General features: G+C 62.3%; 27 protein-coding genes and 2 pseudogenes. 13 read left to right on the forward strand and 16 right to left on the reverse strand.

Features of this window, described 5'->3' with window-relative positions:
• Positions 1–81 precede the first annotated feature (81 nt).
• The 5 genes from V0R62_RS03525 to V0R62_RS03545 all read right to left on the reverse strand — a co-directional run bounded on the left by V0R62_RS03525 (position 82) and on the right by V0R62_RS03545 (position 4,404).
• Positions 82–1,056 carry a 5-oxoprolinase subunit C family protein gene (locus tag V0R62_RS03525; protein WP_330102770.1) on the reverse strand — a complete coding sequence of 325 codons (975 nt, stop codon included), beginning with the start codon at positions 1,054–1,056 and terminating at the stop codon, positions 82–84.
• Positions 1,053–1,925, reverse strand: a complete 873-nt coding sequence (locus tag V0R62_RS03530; protein ID WP_330102771.1) for a 5-oxoprolinase subunit B family protein — start codon at positions 1,923–1,925, stop codon at positions 1,053–1,055. Before V0R62_RS03530 ends, V0R62_RS03525 begins: the two co-directional genes overlap by 4 nt.
• Positions 1,922–3,295, reverse strand: coding sequence for an acetyl-CoA carboxylase biotin carboxylase subunit (locus V0R62_RS03535; protein ID WP_330102772.1), 1,374 nt, complete (start codon positions 3,293–3,295; stop codon positions 1,922–1,924). The genes V0R62_RS03530 and V0R62_RS03535 overlap by 4 nt, the downstream gene beginning before the upstream one ends.
• Positions 3,296–3,305: 10 nt before the next feature.
• The gene (locus V0R62_RS03540; protein WP_023629552.1) at positions 3,306–3,551 is read right to left on the reverse strand and encodes an acetyl-CoA carboxylase; all 246 of its coding nucleotides are present in this window, start codon (positions 3,549–3,551) and stop codon (positions 3,306–3,308) included.
• A 94-nt stretch (positions 3,552–3,645) separates the two neighbouring features.
• Positions 3,646–4,404: a 5-oxoprolinase subunit PxpA gene (locus tag V0R62_RS03545; RefSeq protein WP_330102773.1), complete on the reverse strand. Its 759-nt coding sequence runs from the start codon at positions 4,402–4,404 to the stop codon at positions 3,646–3,648.
• Positions 4,405–4,529: 125 nt separating this feature from the next.
• On the opposite strand from V0R62_RS03545, the gene V0R62_RS03550 reads away from it, so the two are divergent.
• Positions 4,530–5,447 carry a LysR family transcriptional regulator gene (locus V0R62_RS03550; protein ID WP_203652519.1) on the forward strand — a complete coding sequence of 306 codons (918 nt, stop codon included), beginning with the start codon at positions 4,530–4,532 and terminating at the stop codon, positions 5,445–5,447.
• A gap of 155 nt (positions 5,448–5,602) precedes the next feature.
• Here V0R62_RS03550 and V0R62_RS26730 read toward each other — a convergent pair whose 3' ends face one another.
• Both V0R62_RS26730 and V0R62_RS03555 read right to left on the reverse strand, forming a co-directional pair.
• Complete coding sequence (locus tag V0R62_RS26730) at positions 5,603–5,866, reverse strand: contact-dependent growth inhibition system immunity protein (protein WP_408005624.1); 264 nt, start codon at positions 5,864–5,866, stop codon at positions 5,603–5,605.
• 67 nt (positions 5,867–5,933) lie between these two features.
• Positions 5,934–6,173, reverse strand: a complete 240-nt coding sequence (locus V0R62_RS03555; protein ID WP_330102774.1) for a hypothetical protein — start codon at positions 6,171–6,173, stop codon at positions 5,934–5,936.
• Between the two features lie 214 nt (positions 6,174–6,387).
• Here V0R62_RS03555 and V0R62_RS03560 point away from each other — a divergent pair, with 214 nt between their 5' ends.
• Together V0R62_RS03560 and V0R62_RS03565 are read left to right on the forward strand one after the other, a co-directional pair.
• Positions 6,388–6,633, forward strand: coding sequence for a DUF3630 family protein (locus V0R62_RS03560; protein ID WP_330102775.1), 246 nt, complete (start codon positions 6,388–6,390; stop codon positions 6,631–6,633).
• A 643-nt stretch (positions 6,634–7,276) separates the two neighbouring features.
• Positions 7,277–7,711 carry an NUDIX hydrolase gene (locus V0R62_RS03565; RefSeq protein WP_330102776.1) on the forward strand — a complete coding sequence of 145 codons (435 nt, stop codon included), beginning with the start codon at positions 7,277–7,279 and terminating at the stop codon, positions 7,709–7,711.
• A gap of 49 nt (positions 7,712–7,760) precedes the next feature.
• On the opposite strand, the gene V0R62_RS03570 is transcribed toward V0R62_RS03565, so the two are convergent.
• From V0R62_RS03570 to V0R62_RS03580, 3 genes are all read right to left on the reverse strand, one after another.
• Positions 7,761–8,363, reverse strand: coding sequence for a histidine phosphatase family protein (locus tag V0R62_RS03570; protein ID WP_330102777.1), 603 nt, complete (start codon positions 8,361–8,363; stop codon positions 7,761–7,763).
• Between the two features lie 135 nt (positions 8,364–8,498).
• Positions 8,499–9,008 carry a GrpB family protein gene (locus V0R62_RS03575; protein WP_330102778.1) on the reverse strand — a complete coding sequence of 170 codons (510 nt, stop codon included), beginning with the start codon at positions 9,006–9,008 and terminating at the stop codon, positions 8,499–8,501.
• A 79-nt stretch (positions 9,009–9,087) separates the two neighbouring features.
• Positions 9,088–9,630, reverse strand: a complete 543-nt coding sequence (locus V0R62_RS03580) for an AAA family ATPase (protein ID WP_330102779.1) — start codon at positions 9,628–9,630, stop codon at positions 9,088–9,090.
• Between the two features lie 136 nt (positions 9,631–9,766).
• Between V0R62_RS03580 and V0R62_RS03585 the strand changes: the two genes are divergently transcribed.
• Both V0R62_RS03585 and V0R62_RS03590 read left to right on the forward strand, forming a co-directional pair.
• Positions 9,767–10,489 carry a CPBP family intramembrane glutamic endopeptidase gene (locus tag V0R62_RS03585; protein WP_330102843.1) on the forward strand — a complete coding sequence of 241 codons (723 nt, stop codon included), beginning with the start codon at positions 9,767–9,769 and terminating at the stop codon, positions 10,487–10,489.
• 150 nt (positions 10,490–10,639) lie between these two features.
• Positions 10,640–10,726: pseudogene (locus tag V0R62_RS03590) on the forward strand (integrase); the annotation flags it as partial.
• A 110-nt stretch (positions 10,727–10,836) separates the two neighbouring features.
• On the opposite strand, the gene V0R62_RS03595 reads toward V0R62_RS03590, so the two are convergent.
• Positions 10,837–11,211, reverse strand: a complete 375-nt coding sequence (locus tag V0R62_RS03595; protein ID WP_330102780.1) for a MerR family transcriptional regulator — start codon at positions 11,209–11,211, stop codon at positions 10,837–10,839.
• Positions 11,212–11,283: 72 nt separating this feature from the next.
• Positions 11,284–11,859: an NAD(P)H-dependent oxidoreductase gene (locus V0R62_RS03600; protein WP_330102781.1), complete on the reverse strand. Its 576-nt coding sequence runs from the start codon at positions 11,857–11,859 to the stop codon at positions 11,284–11,286.
• A gap of 648 nt (positions 11,860–12,507) precedes the next feature.
• Here V0R62_RS03600 and V0R62_RS03605 point away from each other — a divergent pair.
• Both V0R62_RS03605 and V0R62_RS03610 read left to right on the forward strand, forming a co-directional pair.
• Positions 12,508–13,815, forward strand: coding sequence for an FAD-binding oxidoreductase (locus tag V0R62_RS03605; RefSeq protein ID WP_330102782.1), 1,308 nt, complete (start codon positions 12,508–12,510; stop codon positions 13,813–13,815).
• A gap of 113 nt (positions 13,816–13,928) precedes the next feature.
• Entirely contained in the window at positions 13,929–14,966 is a 1,038-nt protein-coding gene (locus V0R62_RS03610; protein ID WP_330102844.1) for a GGDEF domain-containing protein, read from the forward strand.
• Between the two features lie 20 nt (positions 14,967–14,986).
• Here the strand turns inward: V0R62_RS03610 and V0R62_RS03615 are convergent.
• A pseudogene (locus V0R62_RS03615) lies at positions 14,987–15,235 on the reverse strand (serine hydrolase); the annotation flags it as partial.
• A 78-nt stretch (positions 15,236–15,313) separates the two neighbouring features.
• Positions 15,314–15,715, reverse strand: a complete 402-nt coding sequence (locus tag V0R62_RS03620) for a GFA family protein (protein WP_330102784.1) — start codon at positions 15,713–15,715, stop codon at positions 15,314–15,316.
• A gap of 384 nt (positions 15,716–16,099) precedes the next feature.
• On the opposite strand from V0R62_RS03620, the gene V0R62_RS03625 reads away from it, so the two are divergent.
• The 3 genes from V0R62_RS03625 to V0R62_RS03635 all read left to right on the forward strand — a co-directional run bounded on the left by V0R62_RS03625 (position 16,100) and on the right by V0R62_RS03635 (position 20,083).
• Positions 16,100–17,326, forward strand: a complete 1,227-nt coding sequence (locus V0R62_RS03625; protein WP_330102785.1) for an MFS transporter — start codon at positions 16,100–16,102, stop codon at positions 17,324–17,326.
• Between the two features lie 141 nt (positions 17,327–17,467).
• A complete protein-coding gene (locus V0R62_RS03630; RefSeq protein ID WP_330102786.1) occupies positions 17,468–18,652 on the forward strand; it encodes an outer membrane beta-barrel protein in 1,185 nt (394 codons plus the stop codon).
• A 72-nt stretch (positions 18,653–18,724) separates the two neighbouring features.
• Complete coding sequence (locus V0R62_RS03635) at positions 18,725–20,083, forward strand: glutamine synthetase family protein (RefSeq protein ID WP_330102845.1); 1,359 nt, start codon at positions 18,725–18,727, stop codon at positions 20,081–20,083.
• A 5-nt stretch (positions 20,084–20,088) separates the two neighbouring features.
• Here the strand turns inward: V0R62_RS03635 and V0R62_RS03640 are convergent, their stop codons facing one another.
• The gene (locus tag V0R62_RS03640; protein ID WP_330102787.1) at positions 20,089–22,926 is read right to left on the reverse strand and encodes an HD domain-containing phosphohydrolase; all 2,838 of its coding nucleotides are present in this window, start codon (positions 22,924–22,926) and stop codon (positions 20,089–20,091) included.
• A gap of 228 nt (positions 22,927–23,154) precedes the next feature.
• Positions 23,155–24,342 (reverse strand): 4-hydroxybenzoate 3-monooxygenase, encoded by a 1,188-nt coding sequence (gene pobA / locus V0R62_RS03645; protein ID WP_330102788.1) that lies wholly within the window; start codon positions 24,340–24,342, stop codon positions 23,155–23,157.
• A 166-nt stretch (positions 24,343–24,508) separates the two neighbouring features.
• Here pobA and V0R62_RS03650 point away from each other — a divergent pair, with 166 nt between their 5' ends.
• The 3 genes from V0R62_RS03650 (at position 24,509) to V0R62_RS03660 (ending at position 26,918) form a co-directional block, all read left to right on the forward strand.
• The gene (locus tag V0R62_RS03650) at positions 24,509–25,381 is read left to right on the forward strand and encodes a helix-turn-helix domain-containing protein (protein ID WP_330102789.1); all 873 of its coding nucleotides are present in this window, start codon (positions 24,509–24,511) and stop codon (positions 25,379–25,381) included.
• A 215-nt stretch (positions 25,382–25,596) separates the two neighbouring features.
• A complete protein-coding gene (locus V0R62_RS03655; protein ID WP_028692177.1) occupies positions 25,597–25,998 on the forward strand; it encodes a MerR family transcriptional regulator in 402 nt (133 codons plus the stop codon).
• Positions 25,999–26,018: 20 nt separating this feature from the next.
• Positions 26,019–26,918: a hydroxymethylglutaryl-CoA lyase gene (locus V0R62_RS03660; protein ID WP_330102790.1), complete on the forward strand. Its 900-nt coding sequence runs from the start codon at positions 26,019–26,021 to the stop codon at positions 26,916–26,918.
• The last annotated feature ends 54 nt before the right edge of the window (positions 26,919–26,972 follow it).

The following is a 26,972-nucleotide window of genomic DNA, read 5'->3' on the forward strand; positions in this document are numbered from 1 at the left end:
GAAGCGCGGGCAGCCGCCCCCGCACCGAGGGGCGGCGTTGGCTTGCCTTTTTGGCTTTGCCCGCGCAGTGCGGCGGGCAGATCAGGAAGGGAACAGCTTGCTCAGACAGCTGAGTTTTTTCTTGTAGGAACGTCGGGCTTGCAGCGCCTCTTCCAGCGTCACCGCGACGAAGCGGGCCTTCTGGTTGGGTTGCATCTGGCCGACCAGGTCGAGGTCGGCGCTGATCACCGTGCCGATCATCGCGTAGCCGCCACCGGACACTGCATCGCGGTGCAGGATGATGGGCTCGAGCCCTGCCGGCACCTGGATCGAGCCGATCGGGTAGCAGCTGTCGACGATGTTCGAAGGGTCGGAGCCTGCGCCGAATGGCTGCTCGCGAGGCTGGAAGCTCAGCGGGCTGCCACCCTTGAAGCGATAGCCGATGCGATCTGCCTCCGAGCCGACGGTCCAGGCTTCGGCGAAAAAGCTGTCCGCCGCCGCCAGGGTCAGGCGCTCGTAGTACAGCCCCGGCACCACCCGCAGGGTGATCTCCCCTCCCAGCGACTGACGCAACGCCATGGGCAGGCTCGCCCCGGCACGCCCCATGCCGCTGGCGTTACCTACCGGCAGTTCATCACCAATCACCAGCCTGCGCCCCTGATAACCACCCAGCGCCCCCAGCGCGTAGGTGGAACGACTGCCGAGCACCACCGGCACATCGATACCGCCGGCCACCGCCAGATAAGCCCGCGCCCCAGCCTTGGGAAAATCGAAACGCAGCACTTGGCCGGCCTTCACTTCGAAGGCGGTGTCCAAGTGCATGTCCACGCCATCGACCTTCGGCGTCATCTGCGCGCCACATACCGCCACCAGGGCGTCCTGCTGAAATTCCAGCTCCGGCCCCAGCAAGGTGCACTCCAGCGCTGCCGAATTGGCCGGATTGCCCACCAACTGGTTGGCCGCGCTCAGGGCGTACTGGTCCAGTGCCCCGGAAGGTGGGATACCCAGATGGTAGTAGCCTTCGCGGCCGAGGTCCTGCACCGAGGTGGCCAGACCGGGTTTGAGCACCTTGATCATGCCAGCACCTCCTGCAGCGACTTGGGATAGCCGATCGGGTCGGCGAGGAACGCATCGAGCGAGAACTCCACCGGCCGGATGCGCAGATCGAAGCGCCCGGCTTCGACCTCGGCCACGGCGTGGTCATAGGCATCGCGGTCCATCGGTTTGAACTGCACGATGTCGCCGGGACGGAAGAACACCATGTGTTCCTTCAGGTACGCCAGGTTCTGCTGCGGGTCGTAGATCGGTGCCGGGGTGACGCCAAACATCTGGTAGCCACCGGCGCCACGTACCGAGTAAATGCAACCGAAGCAGCCGCCATGGCCCAGGGTCAATTTCGGCGTGTCGGTACGCGGTCGCAGGTACTTGGGCACCTGCAACTGGCGTTCACGCTCGACCATCTGGAACATGAACGGCAGGCCCGCCACGAAGCCCACCATCGAAACGAACCACGGCGCGCCACTGTGGGCGGCGATGAACGCCTCGACGTCGGCCAAGCCGTTGATGCGCGCGGCGTACTCCAGGTCCGTGGCATTCGGGTCCTGGTGGCGGTCGCGAAAGCGCATCAGGGTTTCGTGGGTCCAGGGATCGTTGTAGAGCACCGGGATCTCGATGATCCGGGTGTGCAGGGTGTGCTCGGCCACGGCCTCGGTCTCGGCCCCCTTCACCGCTTCCAGCAGATCGGCCGGCGCGATGCGATCCGGGTCAAAGCGGATCTGGAACGAGGCGTTGGCCAAGCACACGTCGAGCACGCCATCGAGGGCCAGACGCTCCACCGCGCGGGTGACCGCCATGCCCTTGAAGAAGGCTTCAAGGGACATGCTGTCGCTGACTTCGGCAAACAGATGTTCGTCGGCGCCAAAGCTGTAGCGAATCGGACTGCTCATGCTGCACCTCCGCTGCGGCGCTCGGCCAGCCAGGTTTCCAAAGTGCCGGTATGGAAATCGGCGGTGTGCAACCAGGGTTGCTCCAGCAGTTCGCCGTGCAACGACAAGGTGCTGGCCATGCCGCTGAGCGTGGTCTGCTCGACCGCCAGTCGCGCGCGAGCCAGGGCTTCGGTGCGATCACGGCCATGAACAATCAGCTTGGCCAGCAGCGAGTCATAGTATGGCGGTACCCGGTAGCCTTCATACAGATGGCTGTCGACCCGCACGCCCTCGCCTTGTGGCCAGTTCAGCGCTTGCACAAGCCCTGGGCTTGGGAAGAAGTCCCGTGCCGGGTCTTCGGCGTTCAGGCGCATCTGCAGGGCTGCGCCGTTGATCTCGATATCGCTTTGCCTGAGCCCCAGTGGCTCGCCACCGGCAATGCGCAACATGGCTTGGACCAGATCGATACCGGTGATCAGCTCGCTGACCGGATGTTCCACCTGGATCCGTGTGTTCATCTCGATGAAGAAAAACTCGCCGGTGGCGTCGTCGTACAGGTATTCAAGGGTGCCGGCGCCCTTGTATCCCAGCGCCTCGGTCAGGCGCACGGCGCTCGCGGACAGGGCCTCGCGCTGCTGCGCATCGAGGACCGGCGACGGCGCTTCCTCGAAGATCTTCTGGCGACGGCGTTGCAGCGAACATTCGCGCTCGAACAGGTGCACCGCCTGCTTGCCGTCGCCCAGCACCTGCACTTCGATATGCCGGGCCTTGCCGATGAAGCGCTCCAGATACACCGCGCCATTGCCAAAGGCAGCCAGGGCTTCGCGCTGGGAACGGGGGAACTCTTCGCGCAACTGTTGCTGGTTTTCCGCCAGGCGAATGCCGCGTCCGCCGCCTCCGGCCGAGGCCTTGATCAGCAGCGGGAAACCGACGGATTTGGCGGCCTCGACCGCCGATTCCACATCGAACAGTTCATCGGCAGAACCGGGCACCACCGGCACGCCCGCCGCTTGCGCGGTCCGCCGGGCCTCGGCCTTGTCACCCATGCGGCGGATGGTCTCGGGGCATGGGCCGACGAAAATCGCCCCGGCCGCGAGTACCGCTTCGGCGAATTCGGCGTTTTCCGAAAGAAAACCGTAACCGGGGTGTACCGCATTGGCCCCGGTGGCCTTCAGGGCACCGAGCAAGGCCTCGACATTGAGGTAGCTCTTGTCAGCGCGGGCCGGGCCGAGGATGTGCACTTCGTCGGCCATGCGCGCGGCCTGGGAATCGACGTCTGCTTCGCTGCACGCCGCCACGGTTGGAATCCCGAGCGCCTTCGCGGCACGGATGATCCGCACGGCGATCTCGCCACGGTTGGCGACCAGCAGTTTACCAATGCCTTGGGTCATGGTCGTGCCCTCACGCGTCTTCGAGTGTCGCGATGACCTGACCCGGCTCCACCGGATCACCGTCTTCGACCAGAAACGCGTCCAGGCGCCCTGCCGTACCCGCGGTCAGTTCGGAAAACTGCTTCATGACCTCGATCAGGCCAATCACCGTGTCGGCACTGACGTTGGCACCGGCCTCGACGTAGTTCGGCGATTCCGGGGTGGCTTTGCGGTAGAAAGTCCCCGGCAACGGGGTGATGACTGTGTGCTGCGCCATGTCTGTTCCTCTTGGAATAGTTGTAGAAAGGCAGGCAAAAAATCTGTGTGTCGAGCAAACCCTGGCGTCTGTGCGCCAGGTGTCTTCGGTGGCGTTATCGCGGTGCGCGCACCTCGATCCCCGCGCCATCGAGCGCTTTGCGGGTGGCCTCGACCAGTGCCAGGGCACCGGGTGTATCGCTGTGCAAGCAGATAGAGTCGAATTCGATCGCCAGGTCTTCACCTTCCACCGTGCGCACCACGCCTTGCTGACAGGCACGCAGTACCCGCGCAGCTACCTGCGCGGGGTCGTAGGCACGCACATTGCGGGTGAAGACGATGGAGCCGCTGATGTCGTATTCGCGGTCGGCGTAGAACTCGCGGATCACCGGTTGGCCGAGCTCCGTGGCGATACGCCAGATCGTCGAGTCGGGCATGCAATACAGCAGCAATTCAGGCTCCAGGCGCTGCAGGTTTTCTATCAGCAAACGCGCCGCTTCTTCGTCCCGGGCCAGGTGCATGTACAGCGCACCGTGAGGTTTGATGTGTTGCAGGGCCACGCCTTGAACTCGGGCGAGCTCACGCAGGGCGCCCAGCTGATACAGCATGTCGTCCACCAGCTCCTGGGCCGATGCATGGATGTGGCGGCGGCCGAACCCGACCAGGTCGCGAAAGCCCGGATGGGCACCGACGGCCACGCCCAGGCGCTTGGCCTGCTCGACCGTACGACGCATGGTGCCGGGGTCGCCGGCATGGAAACCGGTGGCGATGTTGGCCGAGCTGATGAAGCCCATCAGTTCGTTGTCGACCCCGTCGCCGATCGTCCACGGACCGAAGCCTTCGCCCATGTCCGAATTGAAATCTACTGCCTGCATGACACGTGCTCCTGACGCTTGTGACTTCATGCAGAGCACGTTAAGTTCCAGCCACCCCCTTGGGAAGATCAATTATCCGAGGGGATATCTTCTGAAAAACAGATACCTCATCAAGCGGAGTGTTCATGTCTCTGACCCTGCGCCAGGTTCGCTACTTCGTCGCCACGGCCGAGATCGGGCAAATCTCCCAAGCTGCGATTCATCTGAATATTTCCCAGTCGGCCGTAACCACTGCGATCAAGGAACTGGAGGGCATGCTCGGCACGCTACTGTTCCAGCGCTCGGCCCAGGGCATGAGCCTGACCGATGCCGGACGGCACTTTCTCAATCGGGCCTACGTGATCTTGCGCAGTGTCGACGACGCCCTTAACAGCCCACTGCCGGACGTTCGCGCCACCGGCCTGTTGCGGGTGGCGGCCAGTTACACGGTGATCGGCTACTTCCTGCCGCATCACCTGCAACGCCTGGAACACTGGCACCCGGACGTGGCCATCGAAGTGCACGAACGGGAGCGCCAGGCCATCGAGCAAGGCCTGCTGGAAGGCGAATTCGACATGGCGGTGGTGCTGACCTCGAACCTGACCCACCCGGACATCGTCTCGAAAACCCTGTTCAATTCCGAGCGCCGGCTGTGGCTGCCCAGCCATCACCCGCTGTGCGAACGCTCGGCGGTGAGCCTTGCCGACGTCACACAGGAGCCCTTCATCCTGCTTACCGTCGACGAAGCCGAACAAAGCGCCATGCGCTACTGGGAACATGCCCACCAGCAGCCCAACGTGCGAATCCGCACCAGCTCTGTGGAAGCAGTGCGCAGCATGGTGGCCAACGGCAGCGGCGTGGCGATTCTCTCCGACCTGGTACACCGCCCCTGGTCGCTGGAGGGTAAACGCATCGAGACAGTGACCATCACCGACAAGGTCACCCCCATGAGCGTCGGCCTGGCCTGGCATCGCGAGCGGGAATTCAGCCCGGCGATGCACGCGTTCCACAATTACTTCCACGACGCCTTCCTGGCGCCGCAACAACTTTCCGCACGGCGCTGAAAGCTACGAAAGCCTATTCGAGTAATGGGCAGACGTGACGTTGCAAACGACCACTTCGGTGGCTGTGAAATGGCGATTAAGACAGGCTGAGGAATGCGTACATACTGGTGCCCTGTTGTGATGCCGCTATCGCCCCATAGCCGGGCAGCTAACGGTCAGACACCGTCAGTTTTCAGCGCCGAAACTGCCTCAAGCAGTTGGCCATCGAAGTACTCCGTACCATCGCGGGGCTCTGAATCCAACCGCCGCATGGCCTCGACCAACAGTTGAGGAACTGCGACTCGCTGGCTCAGAAAAGTAGCGACCATGAGATCTGAAAGCGCTTCAAAAGGCGTGTCCCAGGCATCTCGACAACGCTGTAGCAACGTTGTCGACGCCGCACCTTTCCAAGGACCGATGAGGCTGGATACTGTCGTCATTCAATCCATCGCTCCGATAGTAATTGCGCAATTTCTGGCCCCGAACGGTTGTGTGAGGACTGTTTTCTCAAAGAAATGAGCGTACTCGCTGCCATTCCTTCCAGCACTCTTCTGGGACGATGTCCTCGTAACCCCGCTCTTTTTCCAACGCGACGGCGACACTGAAGGGTATTGCTGTCGCGGTTGCATTATCGCGAATCTCAAGCACCTCATCCTCGTTGAGCTGGGAGCCTTTGCGATCCTCCGCCGCCTTGAGCAGGGATACAAGCGCCGGAACAAAAACGAGACACAGCGGATCGGTGGACAAAGGTTTGCCTCTTGCGAAGTTGATTGGGACTAGGGATGCAGCTTATAGACCCAGGCAAGCACACGCAAAGCCCAACCCCACCTTGGCTGCTTTGCCAGGCAGCCACGGCGATTCGCTATGGGTCGATAGGGCTCACTCGAGCATGGCCGCTTTCGGCCCATTGCTGCCGCTCGCGAGAACCACGAATATCTGCATTCGCGTGATGAGGTGACGCATGGCGACCATAGAAATATCAGAACTTGCCGACTGGAAACTGTTCGAGACCGTGGCTCAGAAGCTTGAGCACGGAATAGGCGGTTACTGGAATGAAAAAGCCGACGGACTTGATCAGCGCTACTGGAGCCTGACCGCTGGCGAACACACGCTTACCCTACACCTTGAGCACTACCTAGGCATTTCAGTATTTGTATCTGATGATTCCGACGAGATAGTTCAACGAGTGCGTGCATTGTTTGAGTAGGCACGGCGCGTAATGGGCAGCGGCTGACGACAGGCAGACGTCGGTCAATACGGTCACTACCATTCAAAACACGCCAGTGAGTATTCGGGAGAAGTAGATGAGCGGGGATTTCACCTATGTATGGTTACTGCCGCTGCTGGAAAAGCCATTAGGGGAAGGTACGCAAGAGTTGCCCCGTACGATAAAGGCCCTTGGCGAAAAATGCACACTTCCTGGCGACATAGCGTTGCAACCGCTGGTCGTTACAGCGCTGACGTCACATTCTGACTATTGGTCGGGATTAGCGCTCAAATGGTTGGAGGATGGTTTCCCCATGGATCCCGAGCTGACAACGCTCTTGATTCAGAGCTCCGAAGATCGAACGCTGTCTCAGTCTCGACGCCACAGGGCACGTAAGCTTGCCTGTCGACAACGGTCAGGAAGCTGAACCCATAGCAGCCTCCAAGGGCGAAGCACACCGAAATGTATCTGCACTCGCCCATACTGCGTTGAACGGGGCTCGGAATGCTCATGTACTCCAGTACACTCCGCTTCCTCCTCCGTTTTGCCTCGTCTGACCTTCGCGCAGACACATTTCATACAGACCCTAGCCCATATAAATCCTTGGTATGATCAGTTTCTCGAGCTACACATGGAGTGTGCAATGCTTCCCAACAAGGCTTGCCCGGTGGTGCTGTCGTCTTCGCTACCGATCAGGCTTCTCCTGTTTCGGCATCCCCTGGCGGGCACCCAACTGGTTAAAGGCACTATCGAGAACGCAGAGCTACCCAGCGAAGCTGCCTTGCGTGAGCTGACTGAGGAGTCCGGTATCACTGGCGCTACGGTTGAGACAGACCTGGGGTGCTGGGACGCTGAACATCGAGATCAGATATGGTCGTTTCACCTTTGTCGATCAGGTCGACACCTGCCTGAGCGCTGGGCTCATCAGACACTGGATGACCACGGCCACGTGTTCGAGTTTTTCTGGGCTCCGCTAGATGATCTTCCCTACACCGATTGCCACCCGGTGTTCCAGAGAGCGCTGGCGTTTTTATTTCAAAGACTCAAGGAGTGGTCGTTAACAGCGATGAGCGACTGACCGCTTCCGACTCATAGCAGAGCCTAAGGCCAAGGTGCTGGCAATTACCTCAATCACCCGGTGGTAGCGAGGCCTGCAGCGTCTTCAGGTCAGAGGTCGGGAGTACAAGGCTTTCCAAGGCCAGCATGCTGCCGTTGGAGAGTTGCCAGTTGTAGAAGTCTGAAAAGTCATTCCTGGCCAGCGCCCGGATAGTCTTCGCAACAAAACCGTGTGCTACAAGAAGAACACGCTTCGACGGATATCTCGACTCCAGATCTACCAATCCGCCTCTGACCCGCTTCACAACATCAGCTATCGACTCTCCTCCGGTGGGCCCTACCCCCCATTGGCGCGTAATGTTTCGCGACCAAAGCTGCGGATATCGTTCCCTTGCGTCCGCCTGGGTCAACCCCTCGAAAACCCCAACATCACGCTCTCGAAAGCAGTCCATTGTCTGGGCCGGGAGCTTGAGCTTCTCGTTAAGAATACTGGCGGTTTCCATTGCTCGTAGACGAGGAGATACGACAAGCGTGTCCAGCTCATGGGGCAAACTCGCCCTTAGTTCTTGAGCTTGCTCACGCCCCCGCTCCGTGAGCGATGGGTCGAGCGATCCCAGGTAACGATGTTCGGCATTCGCCCAGGTTTCACCATGCCGTACGATATACAGGTCCATGAAATCCATCTCATCAGTGTAGAAGCGGCGGATTGTATCAACCTTGAAGTAGCTGGCGCGGATGATCTCGAACGTCCGCTATGGGTCGAAAGCAGTGGGCCTCGAACAATCGAAAAGCCCTACGGGAGACCATCACTACAGCCTGATACCGCCCTCGAGCAGCGCCGCAAGGATAAACGGCCCCTTCTTCTCCAGATACTCAGCCATCCCACCGGTATTGGTGGCCTCAAGCTCAATCTTGAGGTCTTGATACCGCTGCCTGAGGGAGGCGTCGTTCCTGAGCAGATCCCTGAACTTCAGCATCTGGATGACTGAAAGGTGTCCACGCCTGCAGATGTGGATCTTATGGGTGCGCACCTCGCCAACATTGCGGCGGTAGAAATGGTGTCCTTCCGACAGATCACTGCCGCGGACATACCCCAGGCTAAGCAACACCTCGTCTCGCGCGGCCTCATTACGATGCTCTGAAACCTCGATCAGCACATCGATCTCGGGCTTGGCTGCAAGTTGCGGGACAGCCGTACTGCCTACATGGTGCATCGCCAGAAGCTCATCACCGAATGCCGAGACAAGCAGCGTTTTGTCCGCCTCGTACCGTTGCGGCCATTCAGGGGTGTAGGTCGTGATCTTGCTGGTCAGTGCCATGGGCCATCCTTGGACAGGTTAAACGTTCTGATGCGCCGTCACGGCAGGCGCCTGCCGCCAATCAAGCACAATCGAGTCTCTAGTGGCCTTGCGCAGCCTGATCAGGCTGCGCGCCCAGACTCGCCAGAAAAACCTCGGCATCCCGATTCGACCGCAAGTAGACCACGCGACACCCCGACGGCGCCGTCGCCACGAATCGCTTCATCGCCTCCCGAGACGAGGTTTTCGTTCGCCACATGAACCTGAAAAACTCCGGCAGGTTGGCCAGCAGTTCCGGGCAGTCGTCCGGCAGGTCGGGCCGAGAGCGACCGCGGTTCAGGGCCGTTCTGAGGAGCACGCGCCAGATTCGAAGCGGCGCCGAGCGATCGATCCATATCAGCATGTCAGCGCGGGCCAGCCGGTTGTTCCATGTGGTCGAGTGCCCGCCTTCGAAGATCCAGCGCTCACGGGCCTCGACCTCATGGCAAAGACGCGTCTTCTCGTCACGGCTGCGTTCGACCCACCCCGGCTGCCAGTGAATCGTGTCGATATGCACGACCGGCAGCCCAGTGCGCTCGCCAAGCTTGCGCGCCAGGGTGCTTTTCCCGGACCCTGGCTGACCAATGATCATCACCCGTTGCATTGAAGCTCCCTGCCTGCTGAATTTTGGGCGCGCGATTCTACGGCAATCGCCGACATGGTCAACTGCAAGCACACACTCGAAGCAGTTTGGGCGCAGGTCCCGTATCCTGTTCCCTGCCACTCTCACGGATGACATGATGGTTCTCAACGCCCTCACGCCGCTGCTGGACTACGTACTGATTCTCTCTCCTGTCCTTTGCTTGTTCGCCGCCTGGTTCTGGATCACGCCTAGCTCACTGATGGGCTTGCGTTTGGCAATTCTCTTGACCGCATTCATGTTCACACGGGACCTGATGACACCCTGCGGATTGTGGATGGTAGGCGGTAAACCAGCACTCCAGTTTCATGCCAATGTGTGGATTCTCGCGTTGCTGGGTTTGGCCTCAATACTGCTGATTACTTGCCTCGCGAGGCTGGCCCCAGCGCTCTGGCGACTGGTAACAGGGTTCAAAGGCAACCGCGCTTGTGGTCTTGCCATAGGAATGGCAGCAGGTTGTGTCATTGGTATACCGATAAGACTTTATCAAGGTATCGAATCGCCCCCTCTCCCCTGGATGCTGGGCTTTGTCTTTTTTGCTTTTGCTGGGAACGCGCTTGAGGAGGTACTGTTTCGAGGCATGCTGCAAGGACTGCTTGAGCGGGTGACATCAGCACAGCGAGCCGCACTGGGCAGTGCGATTGCGTTCAGCGCGTGTCACGCCTATCTGGCGTTTATCCTCACCCAAGTGGGATGGCCAATCATGCTGTTCACCCTGGTCGAGGGTCTGGTGTGCGCGCAGGTCCGATTGTGGTGGGGAACGGTTCCGGCCGTGGTCACCCATGGGACGGCGATAGCATTACTCGGTGCCCCGATGGGCTGAGCTCCAGCCACTCAAGGACGGCGCATCCACAATAGACCGTTTTCAACCACCGCCACCCCATCCGCTGCGGTTTTACCAGCCGCACAGTCCAGCGGCGTTTACCCGGGAATCACGAATCTCATCAGTGCCAACGAGCGGCTGACCCTACAGGCCCGGATACATCAAGCCCATCGCCACAGCGAGGATTGTCTTTTTCCATGCCGGCTACACGCCTCAGCGCATCTCTCCACCCGGCAGTAGGCCCGAATCGTCAAAGCGTGGATGATGTTTTTACGCCCGTATTGGCGGCTCAAACCCGCTCCTGCGGCGCTCGCATTTAGATCGAAGCCAGCAATTCGCTTCGTAGCTTATGGCAGACGTTTAAGCCCGCACTGATACCTGGCACCTGCAAGGCTTGCTTCAAACGCTTCGAGCCCTGCGTATATATGCTGCAGCCCAGTGATTTTCCCCAGCACTTCGCGTTTCTTGTCGGCAATGGCCTTGCCCGCCAACTCCCACGGCAAATCAGCACCCTGCTGCCTCAGCAGAATGGCCTGCAGTTCTTTCAGCTTGAAACCCAACTGCTGCGCACATTTGATGAACGTCAGCAACTCGACACTCTGCTGAGTGTAGACGCGGTACTGCCCCTGGCGCTCGGGCGGTGGCAGCAGGCCAATCGCTTCATAGTGGCGGATGGTCTTGACCGTGGTGCCCGACAGTTGGGCGGCTTTGCCGATATACATGAATGTCCTTTTCAAAAGGGTGCGGGGCATCATTGCATGGCGCCAGCGGTTCGGGAACCACATAGCCGCAGGTCAGCTGGCGAGGCCTCGTGCCAGTTCGAGCCAAGCTCCACGCCGCCGCGCGCTGGAGCCGAGCAGCGGCCCGAACATCAGGGTGCGCAGCGTTCTGATACCGCAGAACTGCAACGTGGTCTTGCGCACTTGGTGAAGGCCAGGCATGCGATACACCCAGCGGTAGTACCACGGCGGTGTATCCATCGTCACCAGCAGATGCGCTGTTCGACCCTTGAGCAGTTGCTCGGGGAAAGCTTTGCCTGCCCTATACTGAAACGCGAAACCGGGCAGGAACACGCGGTCGAAAAAGCCTTTCATCAATGCAGGGATACCGCCCCACCAAATGGGGTAGATAAAGGCTAGGTGCTCGGCCCAGGTGATGTCGGCCTGGGCCCTGAGCAGATCGGGTTCCAGTGGCTGCGCTTGCCGGTAGCCGCTGCGTAGTACCGGGTCAAAGCTCAAAGCATCAAGCCGTAATACCCTTACATCATGGCCGGCACTTCTGGCCGCCTCAACATAGCTCTCGGTCAGCGCTGCGCAGAAACTCTCGCTTGACGGGTGCCCCAGCACCACCAGTACTCGTTTGCTCATCATCACTTCATCCTGAACATGAAGCGTGCAGGGTAAAGCCTGACCATAACGGGAGAGTCAACTGCTCAGGCTGCTCTGGGGCCGTTACAGTGCGCGACGTCCAGCGGCCAAAGCTAGAGATCCTCACCCATCGATCATGAAAAAACGGTTGGCCCAGTTGCGAAAAGATTTTGACTTTTCAGCGCTAACGTCTCCTTGTAGAAGAGAGACAGCTCTTGGCCGGCTCCTGCCCTTGGTGAATGGCAGCTATGGGTCGAAACCGGTCATCCACGACCGGCAGCTATCGGCCAATATGCAGTCATCCGTATAGGACTGAGAATGGCCAAAGCCGGGCAGCGGAAAAGATGACGGCAAAGCAGTGGCGTTAGGACTCTGGGACAAGTGCACACATTTGTGGTATTCCGGCCGGGCTCTGTAAAGACGCTGTAGGCCCTAGCCTGCTTTGAAGTCCGAAGGCGCATGTCATTTTTGATTCACAGCGAGGGAGCGCAATTGATCGACAGTACGCAACAGCACGCCGTTTCAGAGTCGTCGCCTACTCTCACTCGGCGCCATCTACTCCAGGCCGGGATGACCGGGATTGCCGTCAGTGTGCTTTCACCGTGGTCGTCATGGGCGGCACCATCGGGCGTCTTGGTGAACGATGTGACGATGCTCAATCCGATTTGGGTCAATCGTTTGCTCGCACCTCGCACTACGGGCGAAATACAGCGGGCGCTCGCGATGTCGTCAGGCCCAGTCAGCATCGGTGGTGGCCGCTATAGTATGGGGGGGCAGATTGCTACCGAAAACAGCCTGCACCTCGACATGCGTCAGTTTAATCAGGTGATCCGATATTCGCCTGAGAGCAGAGTCATGCGCGTGCAAACAGGGATGCGTTGGCGTGACCTGCAGTCGGTCATAGACCCGGACGACCTCTCGATAAAAATCATGCAGAGTTATGCCAACTTCACCGTCGGCGGATCGCTGTCAGTCAATGCTCATGGACGCTATGTCGGCGCAGGTCCGGTCATCAACTCGGTGCGTTCTCTGCAGCTGGTGCTAGCGGACGGTTCGGTAGTAGAAGCGTCCCGCAGCGCAAATTCCGACCTGTTCTACGCTGCTATCGGTGGCTATGGTGCAATGGGGGTGATCACTGAGGTCGAGCTGGACCTTGCGTCCAACATCACAATGGAACGTCAGGTACGCCGCATGCCAGTTGCTGATTACCCGCGTTTTTTCAATGAGCAAGTCCGCGAGAACGAACAGGCTGTCCTGCATAATGCCGATTTGGCCCCCCCTTATTTCGACGTGGCTACTTCCGTCACTTGGCGTGCCTCGGACAAAGCGTTGACCGTCGAGGAAAGACTGGTGGCGCCGGGGCAGTCGTACAAGATCAACCAGACCGTCATGTGGAGTGTGACCAAGCTTCCCGGTGGCCCAATGATTCGCAAGGATGTGGTCGATCCACTGCGTTATCTCAATCAACCGGTCGTACGGCGCAACTACGAGGCCAGTGCGGATGTCGCTTCGCTTGGCCCCATTGCAACCCGAAACAGTACCTATGCGTTGCAAGAATATTTTGTGCCAGTGACACAGTTCAATGCGTTCGTAACGCAAATGGCCGCCATCCTTCAGGCGCACAGGGTTGACGCCGTCAATATCTCCATCCGACACGCTCCGGCCGCCCCCGACTCGTTGCTGTCCTGGGCACGCGAAGAAGTGTTTTCATTCGTGCTCTATTATTGGCAGCGCGTCGGGGTGGATGATCGCGAGGCCGTTGGCGTGTGGACACGCGAACTCATCAACGCTGCGCTGTTGTTTGGCGGTACCTACTATCTTCCCTACCAACTGCATGCAACGCAGGAGCAGTTCTCAAGCGCCTACCCAAACGCGCGCCGTCTGTTAGCACTTAAAGCACAAGTCGATCCAGGAGGGCGATTCCGGAACAAGCTCTGGGACAAGTACCAAACGGGATAACCCTTGGCGACTGATGGTTTCGACCTTATCCATTCAACTGTCTAGAGTAAATTCAGTCTCGGCGTCAAACCTTACCTTGTGGAGACGCTACCCCCATGGACTGGAGAAAAGACATGCCGGCTTGTCCCATACCGACTGACGAAACGTTGCGCCAGCGGACCCTCGATGAAATGAATGTACTGGATACACCGGCTGAGCATTACCTCGATACGCTGGTGCGGCTCACTCAAGAAGTGGCGCACGTGGATACTGTGCTGATCAGCCTGATTGATCACGATCGGCAATGGTTCAAGGCCAGGATTGGGCTAGACGTAAACGAGACTCCGCGCAATGTGTCCTTCTGCGGCTACGCCATTCTGGGTGACGACACCCTGCTGGTGGCAAACGCCGAGTGCGATTCGCGATTCGCCGACAATCCGCTGGTACTTGGCGCCCCCTACATCCGCTTCTACGCCGGTCACCCCTTGCGTGCCGGAAACGGCAAAGCGATCGGAACGCTATGTATGTTCGACCCTCGCCCACGCCTGCTAAGTGAGGCCCAGCAGGCCAACTTCAGAGACTTGGCCACGCTCGCAGAGGGTTATCTGCAACTACGCAGCTTGATACAGACCAACCACGACTTACGGCTTGAAATGGACCGTGAGCAACGCAAGGCTTTGCTTGATCCGCTAACACAGCTATGGAACCGCGGCGCGTTGGCCGCCTTCCAGGATCGTGAACGCCGTTTGGCAAAAGAGAAAGGTCTGCAGTTGGGTACTCTGTATGCGGACCTTGACCACTTCAAGTCTGTAAACGACAAGTACGGTCATGCTGACGGTGACCAGGTGCTTTGCGAGTGTGCCCGTCGTCTGCGAGCTGCCCTTCGTCCGGAGGATTTGCTGGTACGCCAGGGCGGTGAGGAATTCGTCGCATTGCTGCGGGTAAAGGATGGTGACGAGCTGGTGCGGATCGCGGAGCGCGTGCGCCTGCTCGTTGGCAGCAGACCGATGCAACTCTCCAGCGGTTCGCTGAGGGTGAGTCTCAGTGTGGGATGTACTTTAGTCGCCGATAGCGAGCAGATCGATGATGCACTACGGCGCGCCGACAGCGCACTGTACGCAGCCAAACAGGGAGGGCGCGACCAAGTTGTCTATGTACCGCTGATCTTGTGAGAATCCAAGCTGGGCGCAAGCATCCGCTCATCCGCGGACCACGCGGGAAGCTCGCCATACTCAGCGAGGCCCGCCTCGTGACGCAGAAGCTGACGCAAGGTGTACGTGGTTTCAGGAAGCGAAGCATCCAGGGCGAGTCGTCGGTCGCGCACCAGAGTCAGGGCGGTCGCGGCCAACACCGTCTTGGTAAAGCTCCACCATGGCACACAGGGTTCGGCCTGGAGCGATTGCGTTATGAATCGACCGTTGGAAAGTGTGGAAATCAGCATCGAATACTCAAGCAGTCATGACAGGCCAGTAAGCAAGCGCAGAGGCAACAACATACCCCATTCCGGCGATGCAAGCCGTCAGTCGGCCTCGGGACAATAACGGGATGGCGTATACCAGGGCACCGCAGCATCGATGTAAACGTGCTTTTGCTTGCGTGGCTGGAACGCTGTATCAAGTGTACCCAGCGCGATAGAGATCCAGTCGGCGAACTCACCTTCGGATCGTGACCAGAACAACGTCGAGCCACACGCCCCGCAGAACTCGCGTAGCACTGTCTGCGAAGAGGCGTAGGCCTTGATGCTGTCGGCCCCGCGAAGTATTCGAAGTGCGCTGCGTGGCACACTGGCGTATGACGCGAACGCAGCCCCGTGGCCTTTGCGGCACTGGCTGCAGTGACAATGACTCACGGCCTTGGGTGGCGTGAGCAGCTCGTAACTGATCGCTGCGCACAGGCAGCTTCCTTGATATGCCTCTGTCATATGTCCTTCTGTGCAGGTGGAAAATTGTGATGCCTTTCAGTCAGCGTCACTGGGGCTGCTTTGCAGCCCTTTCGCGGCACGAGGCCGCTCCTACAGGGATCGCGTACCCCCTGTAGGAGCGGCCTTGCCGAGGCGTCGGACCGGCCGGAAAGGGTCGCAAAGCGACCCCGGCAATCTTGAATTGAGCAGTCATATCCCAACAATCGCAAAACCTTGAGAGGGATGGCAAACGCTCTACCCCAAGCCACCCATCGATCCCACTGATGATTACTATCAAGCCGCCTGCCTGTCGAGCTGCAAAATCCACCCCCTATAATCGCCTCCCCGTTTTCCCCTCGCTGCAGCGCCTGTCCCAGGCGACAGTCCCCTATGGAAGCCCGCACCATGCCAAGCCCCAACCCGTCCCCCCACAGCCCACCCGAACACAGCCAGCAGAGCGTCCGTCAGCAGTGGCTGGCGATTCTATCGGTCGCCGTGGGTGCCTTCGCCCTGGTGACCAGCGAGTTCCTGCCGGTGGGCGTGCTCAACGATGTCGCCGCCGACCTCGGCATCAGCGCAGGCCAGGCCGGCCTGATGGTGACCCTGCCCGGCATCATGGCGGCCCTGGCCGCGCCCTTGCTGTCGGTGGGCATCGGTGCCCTCGACCGACGCTACCTGCTGATCGCCCTGACCCTGATCATGATCGTCGCCAACGCCGTGGTGGCCTACGCCACCGACTTCGGCCTGCTGCTGTTCGGCCGGGTACTGCTGGGCATCAGTATCGGTGGCTTCTGGGCGACCGCGATCGCCCTGAGCGGCCGCCTGGCGCCCAAGGGCGTGGGCGTGGCCCAGGCCACCTCGATCATCATGGTGGGCGTGACCTTGGCCACCGTGCTCGGCGTGCCCGTGGGTACCTGGCTGAGCGGGCTCATGGGCTGGCGCATGACCTTCCTGGTCACCGCGCTGGTCGGCGTGCCGGTGCTGCTGGCGCAGGTCCTGCTGCTGCCGCGGCTCAACCCGGAGAAGGCCATCCGCATCAGCGACTTGCCAGCGCTGTTCATCAACCCACAGGCACGGGTCGGCCTGATCGCGGTGTTGCTGATCGGCCTGGCGCACTTTGCCGCGTACACCTACGTCGCGCCGTTCTTCAAGCACAACGCCGGCTTCGACGGGCCGATGATCGGCTCGCTGTTGCTGCTCTACGGCGTGGCCGGGGTGCTGGGCAATGTCTTCGCCGGTTTCGCCGCCAACCAGAGCGTGCGCTACACCCTGATGCTGGTTGCCTTGATGATCGGCGTCGGCACCGCGCTGTTCCCCTACTTCGCCACCAACCTCACCGGCGCGGCGATGCTGATCGCGCTGTGGGGCTTCGCCTTCGGCGCCTTCCCGGCCTGCGCCAGCATCTGGATGTTCGTCGTGGCGCCCAAGGATGTGGAGCGCGGGATGCCGCTGTTCGTCGCCATGTTCCAGGTGATCATCGCCCTGGGTTCGTTCTTCGGTGGGCGAATCGTCGACCAGATGGGCAGCGCGGTGCTGTTCAGCCTGGCCACAGCGCTGGTGGGCTGCGGCTTTGTCACGGTGCTGGTGCTGGGGCGCAGCGTCAGCAATCGCCTGGCGACCCAACCGTCCTGACAGATTTTGTGGGAGCGGTGGCGGGCCGATTGTGCCCGCCACGCTTTATCAACTCTTTACGCCGACGAACAGCAAACCGACAGCAACTTGATACGCAACTCAATACCCTTTGCCAGGTCTTCGGAGTATCGAGAGTGCAACATGACGCTGTACGTGAATCCCCTGCTTCGCGCCATCCAGGCAAGTATTGCAACACTGTTCGTCACCACCCCCGTGCTGGCCGAGCCGCTGGCCTCCCCTTCGATCGCCAGCACCCTGCCCTCCAATCCCAACCCGTACGCGCTAGACGCCGGCCCCCTTGGCAAGGTGCACGTCAGCGGACAACTGACTGGCCTCGGGATCTGGCAGAACCACGTGGTGGACGCCCCCGGCAACGGCAACGAGACCTCACGCGCCGACTTGAGTAACGCCCAGGTCGAGCTGCAGACCACCGAGGGGCCGCTGCAGTTCTATCTGCAGGCCGGCGCCTACGCGTTGCCGTCACTGGGCAGTGCCTACATGAAATCAAGCAAGGCCGCCGACGAACTCTACGGCAACCTGCCGGTGGCCTACCTCAAGGCGCCCCTGGGCGAGCGCTTCTCGATCATGGCCGGGGCCTTGCCCACGCTGATCGGCGCGGAGTCGACCTTCACCTTCCAGAACATCAACATCCAGCGCGGCCTGCTGTGGAACCAGGAACCGGCGATCAGCCGCGGCCTGCAGCTCAACTATGCCCATGAGCAGGTCAGCGCCAGCGTCTCGGTCAACGATGGTTTCTATTCCGGCAAGTACAACTGGGTCAGCGGCTCGCTCGCCTACGTGCTGGATGCCGAAAATACCCTGACCGTCATCGGCGCGGGCAACTTCTCCAGCAACGACAAGTCCACGGTGGCCACGCCCACCGCGCAGAACAACAGCCAGGTCTACAACCTGATCTACACCCACAGCGACGGCGACTTCAGCCTCAGCCCCTACCTGCAATACACCCGCATCGAGCGCCAGCGCGACATCGGAATCGACGCCGCCGCCGAGAGCTATGGCGCCGCCGTGCTGGGCAAGTACAGCTTCGACGAGCACTGGGCCCTGGGCCTGCGCGCCGAGTACATCGACAGCCAGGGCGGCACCTGCACGCAGGACGACTGCGCGCCGACCAACCTGCTCTACGGGCCAGGGTCCGGCGCCTGGTCGCTGACCGCCACGCCCACCTACCGCAGCGGCGCGTTCTTCGCCCGCGGTGAGCTGGCCTACGTCAAGACGCTCGGTGGCGACGACGGCGCCGCGTTCGGTGGTCGCGGCGAGCAACAGGATCAGGTCCGTGCCCTGGTCGAGACCGGCGTGATGTTCTAAGTGGCGAGCCAGCCCGGCGCTCATGTGCGGGCTGGCCTTCAGGATGAAACCATGTCCCCTTCCGAGGTTGGTATGAACACCCCCGCCGAACAACTGGTGCAACGGCTCAGGCAACAGGGCATCTGCGAGGTCGAATGCGTGATCAGCGACTTTTCCGGCATCGTCCGCGGCAAGGTTGCCTCCCTCGACCGTTTCCTCGACGAAGGCGGCATGCGCCTGCCGGAGAGCGTGCTGCTGCAGACGGTGACCGGCGACTTCGTCGACGACGAGGTCTTCTACGCGCTGCTGGACGAGGCCGGCATCGACATGCACTGCCGACCCGCTGCCCATGCCGTCTACCGCCTACCGTGGCTGGCGGAACCGACCGCCATGGTCATCCACGACAGCTTCGACCGGCACGGCCAGCCCATCGGGCTGTCGCCGCGCAATGTGCTCAAGCGCGTGCTGGCCCTGTACAGCGACAGTGGCTGGCAACCGGTGGTGGCGCCGGAGCTGGAGTTCTACCTGACCAAGCGCAGCCATGACCCGGACCTGCCGCTGGAAGCCCCCGAGGGCCGTTCGGGTCGGGCGGAGAGCGGCCGGCAGAGTTTCTCCATCGAGGCCACCCATGAATTCGCCCGGCTGTTCGAGGACGTCTACCACTGGTGCGCCGTCCAGGGCCTGGACCTGGACACGCTGGTCCACGAAAGCGGTCCTGCGCAGATGGAAGTCAACTTCCACCATGGCGACCCGCTGCGCCTGGCCGACCAGTTGATCGTGTTCAAGCGCACCTTGCGCGAAGCAGCGCTGCAGCACGGCATCAGCGCGACCTTCATGGCCAAACCGATCGCCCATGAACCCGGCAGCTCGATGCACATCCACCAGAGCGTGCTGGACAGGGCCACCGGCGCCAACCTTTTCGCCAGCGCCCACGGCACTCCGAGCGATCGGTTGCTGCACTACATCGGCGGCTTGCAGAAGTACCTGCCCCAGGCACTGGCGCTGCTCGCCCCGAACGTGAATTCCTACCGCCGTTTCCTGCCCGACGCCTGTGCCCCGGTCAATGTCGAATGGGGCGAAGAAAACCGCACCGTGGGCCTGCGCGTGCCTACCGCGACAGCGGCCGCCCTGCGCGTGGAGAACCGCTTGCCCGGCGCCGATGCCAATCCCTACCTGGCCATGGCCGCCAGCCTGCTATGCGGCTATCTCGGCCTGCTCGAACAGGTGGCGCCCAGCGCACCCGTGCAGGGGCGCTCCTACGACCGTGGCGGCTTGCGCCTGCCGGCCACACTGGACGAGGCGCTGACGCGGCTTGAGGGTTGCGAGCTGCTCGGGGAGTACCTGGGCGAGCGCTTCGTGCGCGGGTATGTGGCGGTCAAGCGCACCGAGCTGCACAACTACCGGCAGGTGATCAGCGCCTGGGAGCGCGAGCACCTGCTGCTGAGGGTCTGATGCACCTACAGCTGCGCCAGCCAATAGGCCACGTCCACCTCGTCGATCTGCTCGGGGCGCAGGAACTGATCGGCATACTGACGATACACGCCGGTGCTGAGGAACAACCGCAGCAACTGCCCGTCGACATGGTTGTCCCGCGCCATTGACACCAGGATCTTCACCGACTCGGACAGGGTCTTCGGCGCCTTGTAGGGCCTGTCCGCCGCGGTCAGCGCCTCGAAGATGTCGGCGATCGCCATCACCCGCTCGGGGATGCCCAACGCATCCTTGCCGAGCCTGCGCGGATAGCCGCTGCCGTCCATCTTCTCGTGGTGGTTGCCGGCAATCGCCGGCACCCGCCGCAGCTGACGCGGAAACGGCAAGGCGCTGAGCATGATGATGGTCTGCACGATGTGCTCGTTGATCTTGAAACGCTCTTCGTCGTTGAGCGTGCCACGGCGGATCGACAGGTTGTACAGCTCGCCGTGGTTGCTGGCATGGGCCGGCAGGCGCATGTCGAAACCCCAGTGATTGCGCGGGTCGTCCTTGGCCACCGGTGGCTTGCGCGGTCCCCAGGGCACCTGGTGCTCGTCGCGGTCGGCAAGCAGCGGCTCCTCCACCGGCAAGGGCGCCGGTGGCGTGTCGGCGAAGCGCGCGGCCTCGTCGCGGGAGATGCCCAGACGGTTGTCGAAGTGCCGCAGCCAGCGGCGCTGGCCAATGCGGCGCAGGCGCTCGATGTCGGCCTCCTGCATGAACTCGCCGCCGATATTGGCGTGGGCGACGAAGGCAAATTCGTCCTGCAACTCGGCCCGGCACTGCTCCAGTGCCTGGCGCAACAACGGCTCGTCATCACCGTTGGCCACGCCTTGCCAGTAGGCGATCTCGGCGTCGCGCCAGAGCACCTCGAAGCGCATCCGTACCTCGTGGACACGGTTGTACAGGGTCTCGAGCTTGGTCGCCTTGTCCACCACGTATTCGGGGCTGGTGATCTTGCCGCAGTCGTGCAGCCAGGCGGCCACGCGAAACTCGTAGCGCTCGGCCTCGTTCATGCTGAAGCCGGCATAGGGGCCGCTGTCGGCCAGCACGGCCTGGTCCAGGAGCATCTGCGCCAGCTCCGGCACCCGTTCGCAATGGCCGCCGGTATAGGGGCTCTTGGCATCGATGGCATCGGCCAGCAGCTTGATCATGGCATCCAGCAGGCGCTGCTGGGCCTCGGCCAGCTGGCGGGTCTCGATGGCCACGGCGGCGGCGCCGGACAGCTCCTCGACGAAGCGCCGGAACGCCTGCCCGGCGTGTTCGTCTTCCAGTTGCAGCACCAGGATGCCGAGGAGCGACTGGCCGCGGTCGTTGAGCACCACCGCCAGGCTGCGCCCTTGCAGCGACAGGGCCTGGGTCACGGTGCTGGCCAGGTCCTGGTGGTCGCCTTCGCCGACCGCCAGCTCGGCCGGATAGTCCTGGGCCCGGCAGGCCGCGGCCAGGCGCAGGCGCGCGTTGTCGGCGTCATACAGGTACACCGCGCCGGCACTGGCGCTGGCGGCGGCCACCAAGTGGTTGAGCACGCCGTCGAGCATGCGCTCGAGCTGGGTCTCGCGGCTGAGCGTGAGGGTGATCGCCTGGAAGTTGCGAATGGTGCCGGACATGCGGCTAAGCACCCGGCTCAGTTCACGCACCTCCGACACCCGTGAGAGCACCCCCACCTCGCGGCTGAAATCGAAACCGGCCAGACCCTGCACCTGTTCCGTGAGTCGCCGCAGCGGAAGGCCGATGCGCCGGCCAAGCAAGCCGCCGAGCAACAGCAACACCGCCGCCAGCGCGGCGGCCCAGAGCAGTTGCTCAAACAACACCTGGCGCGCGCCGGCCAGCAGTTCATGGGCCGGCACGGCGATCAGCACCTGCAGGTCCTGCCCGGCCACGGTGGTCAACGGCACGCGCATGCCGTACCAGGTCTTCCCCTCGACCTGGTAGGGCTGTGGCCGGGTACCCTGGAGGGCATCGGCATGGATCCGCGCGAGGCTGGCAATGCCCAGTTCATCGATGCGCGACAGGCGCACCGCCTCGCCCTCGCGGACGATCACCCGCTGCAGGTCCGGGTAGGCCACCACGCTGCCCTGATCATCGACCACGGCGATCTCGGTGCCGGCCGTCATGCGCAGGTCACGGCTCTCGCTGGCCAGGTCGGTCACCGAGACGTCCATCCCGATCACCGCTGCGCCGTCGACGCTGCGCTGGGCCATGGTCAGGCCGATCTCGCGGGTGGTGAAGAACACATAAGGGCGGGTAAGCACGGTGGTGGATTGCGCAGAGGCTTCGACGAACCAGGGCCGCTGGCGCGGATCATAACGGTAGTCCGGTTTGGACTGTTGCAATAGCAGGGTCATCGCCCGGTCGTAGAAACGCCACTCACCGTGCAACGCGCCGTCTTCGCCCAGGCTGACGGTCTGCACCAGGAACGCCGTGCCTGCCGGTGCCGCGAAGCGCTGCAGCAACTGCGGGTCGCGCAGCCGGCGGACCAGCAGGAACTCGCCATTGGGGTAGCCAAGGTAGGCAGCGCTGAGCATGCGGTTGGCACGCAAGCTCTCGACCAGCTGTGGCAGCCGCTCCAGGTGCTGCGCCATGGCGCCCGCAGAGGCATCGAAGGCCAGCAGGCGGATACTGCTCTGCACCGGGTCGACCAGGCGCCGGGCACGCTCGTCGATGGTCCGGCCGACCTGCTGGGCGGCATCGCCGGCGGCGGCCACCAGCGTCTGGCGCACGCCCAGGTAGCCCTGCCAGGCCAAGGCCGCGCCGAGCGCCAGCATGCCGAGCATGATCGCCAGCGCCACCAGCCATTGCAGGGAGATACTCCGGCCACGGTTGTTCATGAACGCCTGCTCCGTGCAGACGCAAGCCCCGCCGCATGCCCCATCAACGCGCAGCCCATCCCAGGTACTCCCCGTGTGGCGATTTCCACAGTGTAATCAGCCATTACGATCGTGCCGGCCTGAGACAACTGCTGGCAGTGAAACAGTTGCATAGTGGCTTATTAATGGCAACTGCGCCGCGCATCATTTCAGGGGGCTTGGCGGCAAGCGGAGCACACAGCAGTTGCGTTATTGCACGGCCTCGAACGGCAACCCCACGTAGTTCTCGGCGATGTTGGCCAGCCCGGCCGGCGAACCGAGGTAATACTCGCGGTCGGCCTCCTGCATCTTGCGGTCCCAGTCGTCCTGGTGCTCGCCGAAATCATGCAGCAGCCGGGTCATGAACCAGCTGAAACGCTCGCCCTTCCACACCCGTCGCAAGGCCATCGGCGAGTACTCGGCCAGCAGGTCGGTGCGACCCTCGCGGTACACCTTGACCAGGATCCGGTACAGGTAGTTGACGTCCGACGCCGCCAGGTTCAGGCCCTTCGCGCCGGTGGGCGGGACAATATGGGCGGCGTCACCGACCAGGAACAGTCGGCCATGCTGCATGGGCTCGAGCACATGGCTGCGCAGCGGCGCGATGCTCTTCTCCAGCGCGGGTCCCGTGACCAACTGCGCGGCCACCTCAGCCGGCAGGCGCGCCTTGAGTTCATCCCAGAAGCGCGCGTCGGACCAGTCCTCCACCCGCTCCTGCAAGGGCACCTGCAGGTAATAGCGGCTGCGGGTCTGAGAGCGCTGGCTGCACAGGACGAAGCCGCGTTCATGGTGGGCATAGATCAGCTCGTGGTTGACCGGTGGGGTGTCGGCCAACAGCCCCAGCCAGCCGAACGGGTAGACCCGCTCGTACACCTTCAGCACGTCGGCCGGGATGCTCTGGCGTGCCACACCGTGGAAGCCGTCGCAGCCGGCGATGTAGTCGCAGTCGACCCGGTGCTGCCGACCGTCCTTGTCGAAGGTCAGGTAGGGCCGCTCGCTGTCGATGGCATGGGGCCGGACATTGTCCGCCGAATAGATGATCGGCGCCCCGCTGGCCTGGCGCGCCTGCATCAGGTCACGGGTAACCTCGGTCTGGCCGTACACCATCACTGTCTTGCCGCCGGTCAGCGCCTTCAGGTCGAGGCGCTGGCGACGGCCATTGACCAGCAGTTCGACACCTTCATGCACCAGCCCTTCACGGTCCATGCGCTCGGCCACCCCGGCTTCGCGCAGCAGGTCGACCGTGCCTTGCTCGAGCACGCCGGCGCGGATGCGCCCCAACACATAGTCCGGGGTCTGGCGTTCGACGATCAGCGTGTCGATGCCCGCACGGTGCAGCAGTTGGCCCAGCAGCAGGCCGGAGGGGCCGGCGCCGATGATTGCAACCTGAGTCTTCATTGTTGTTGTCTCGCGATGACGATGCCGGCCGGTACTGGCAGTGGCCGCACATCTGCTGTTAGGGTTTGCACCTGTATTTTTACTGGCGAACCTGGCGCGAAACGTGTGATATCCGTGACAAGAACTGCACTTTTAAAAAAATCGTTCGATTAACGGACAGCCTCTCATGCACACCCCTCTCCCCGGTATCCCGCTATTCCAACTGTACGGCGAACATCACGCCTGGCCGGACACCGACCTGCTGCACTGCGAGTCGATCCCGGCGCGCAGCCGCCTGCACCATTGGGAAATCAAGCCGCATCGGCATGCCGAACTGTTCCAGCTTCTTTATGTGCAACGGGGCGAGGCCCAGGTGGAGATCGAGGGCGAGCGCCGGGTGATTCGCGAGGCGGCGATCCAGGTGGTGCCGCCGCTCACCGTGCACGGTTTTCGCTTCAGCGCCGATATCCAGGGGCATGTGCTGACCTTCGGCACGGCCCTTGTCGTCGACCTGGAACAGCGCCTCGGCGCGCCCTTGAGCGTACTGACGGCCGCCCGCTGTTACCCGCTGGGCCAGGACCGCCTGCGCCTGCACGGGCTGATCGACACGCTGCAACAGGAGTACCAGGGCAACGCGCCGGCACGAGGGCCCATGCTGCAGGCGCTGGTCACCGCGCTGATGGTCTGGATCCACCGCCAGCAGCAGGCCTTGCCCGCGCGTAACCAGGACGAACGGGACCAGCAACTGCTGGGGCGTTACCTGCGCCTGATCGAAGCGCATTACCGCGAGCACCTTGCCGTGGACGCCTTCGCCAGCCGGCTGGGCATCACCAGCCTGCAGCTGAACCAACTGTGCCGTGCGCTGGCCGGGCAATCGGCGTTGCAGGTGATCCACCAGCGCCTGCTGCTCGAGGCGCGGCGCAACCTGGCGTATACCCGCATGAGCATCGGCCAGTTGTCCGACAGCCTGGGGTTCAGCGATCCGACCTACTTTGCGCGGTTTTTCAAGCGGCTCGACGGTCAGACGCCCAAGGAATACCGCAGGTCTCTCCATCCCTGAACTTGCGCAGTCCCTGTAGGAGCGGCCTTGTGCCGCGATAGGGCCGCAGAGCGGCCCCGGCGATTGATGCGTCAATGCTGAAACCCTGGGGCCGCTGCGCGGCCCTTTCGCGGCACAAGGCCGCTCCTATAGAGGGACAAATCCCTTGGCAGCCTGCTTGACGTAAACGTCAACCTGGCATTAGGTTACTCGCATTCCCTCCCCCGAGCCCAAGCATGAGCAGCCAGACCTACAGCATCTCCGACCTGTCCCGCGAGCTGGACATCACCACCCGTGCCATCCGTTTCTACGAGGAACAGGGCCTGCTCAGCCCCGAGCGCCGTGGCCTGGAGCGCATCTATTCGGCACGCGACAAGGTCACCCTCAAGCTGATCCTGCGGGGCAAGCGCATCGGTTTCTCGCTGGCCGAGTGCCGCGAACTGATCGAACTCTACGACCCCACCAGCGGCAACCAGAAGCAGCTCACCAGCATGCTGGCCAAGATCGCCGAGCGCCGCGCCCAGCTTGAACAGCAGATGCTCGACATCCAACAGATGCACCTGGAGCTGGACACCGCCCAGGAGCGCTGCGAGCAGGCCCTGGCCGCCACCCTGAATCCGTCGCACCCCCACCGTTGATCCGCCACAGGAAGCCCGCCATGTCATTGCCCAAGAATGTCCGCCTGGTCGAAGTCGGCCCGCGCGACGGCCTGCAGAACGAAGCCCAGCCCATCAGCGTCGCCGACAAGGTGCGATTGGTGGACGACCTCACCGACGCCGGGCTCGGCTACATCGAAGTGGGCAGTTTCGTCTCGCCCAAGTGGGTGCCGCAGATGGCCGGCTCCGCCGAGGTCTTCGCCGGCATCCGCCAGCGCGAAGGGGTCACCTACGCGGCCCTGGCGCCCAACCTGCGCGGTTTCGAGGATGCCCTGGCCGCCGGGGTGAAGGAAGTGGCGGTGTTCGCGGCGGCCTCGGAAGCCTTCTCGCAGCGCAACATCAACTGCTCGATCAGCGACAGCCTCAAGCGCTTCGAACCGATCATGGAGGCCGCCCGCAGCCAGGGTGTACGGGTGCGCGGTTATGTCTCCTGCGTCCTCGGCTGCCCCTACGAGGGGCGCATCAGCGCCGAGCAGGTCGCGCCGGTGGCCCGCGCCCTGCACGACATGGGCTGCTATGAGGTATCGCTGGGCGACACCATCGGCACCGGTACCGCCGGTGACACCCGCCGCCTGTTCGAGGTGGTCGCGGCCCAGGTACCCCGCGAGCAGCTGGCCGGACACTTCCACGACACCTATGGCCAGGCCCTGGCCAACGTCTATGCCAGCCTGCTGGAAGGCATCAGCGTGTTCGACAGCTCGGTGGCGGGCCTTGGCGGTTGCCCGTACGCCAAGGGAGCCACCGGCAACGTCGCCAGCGAGGACGTGGTGTACCTGATGCAGGGGCTGGGCATCGAGACCGGGATCGACCTGGACAAGCTGATCGCCGCTGGCCTGCGCATCAGCGAAGTGCTCGGACGCGCCACCGGTTCGCGGGTGGCGCGGGCACGTGGCGTGCGCTAAGTCATACGCGTGTCACACAGGTGTGGGCGGAGTGTTACCGCCTACACGCTTTGC

The organism is Pseudomonas carassii (assembly GCF_036324045.1).
Classification (GTDB): Bacteria; Pseudomonadota; Gammaproteobacteria; order Pseudomonadales; family Pseudomonadaceae; genus Aquipseudomonas; species Aquipseudomonas peradeniyensis.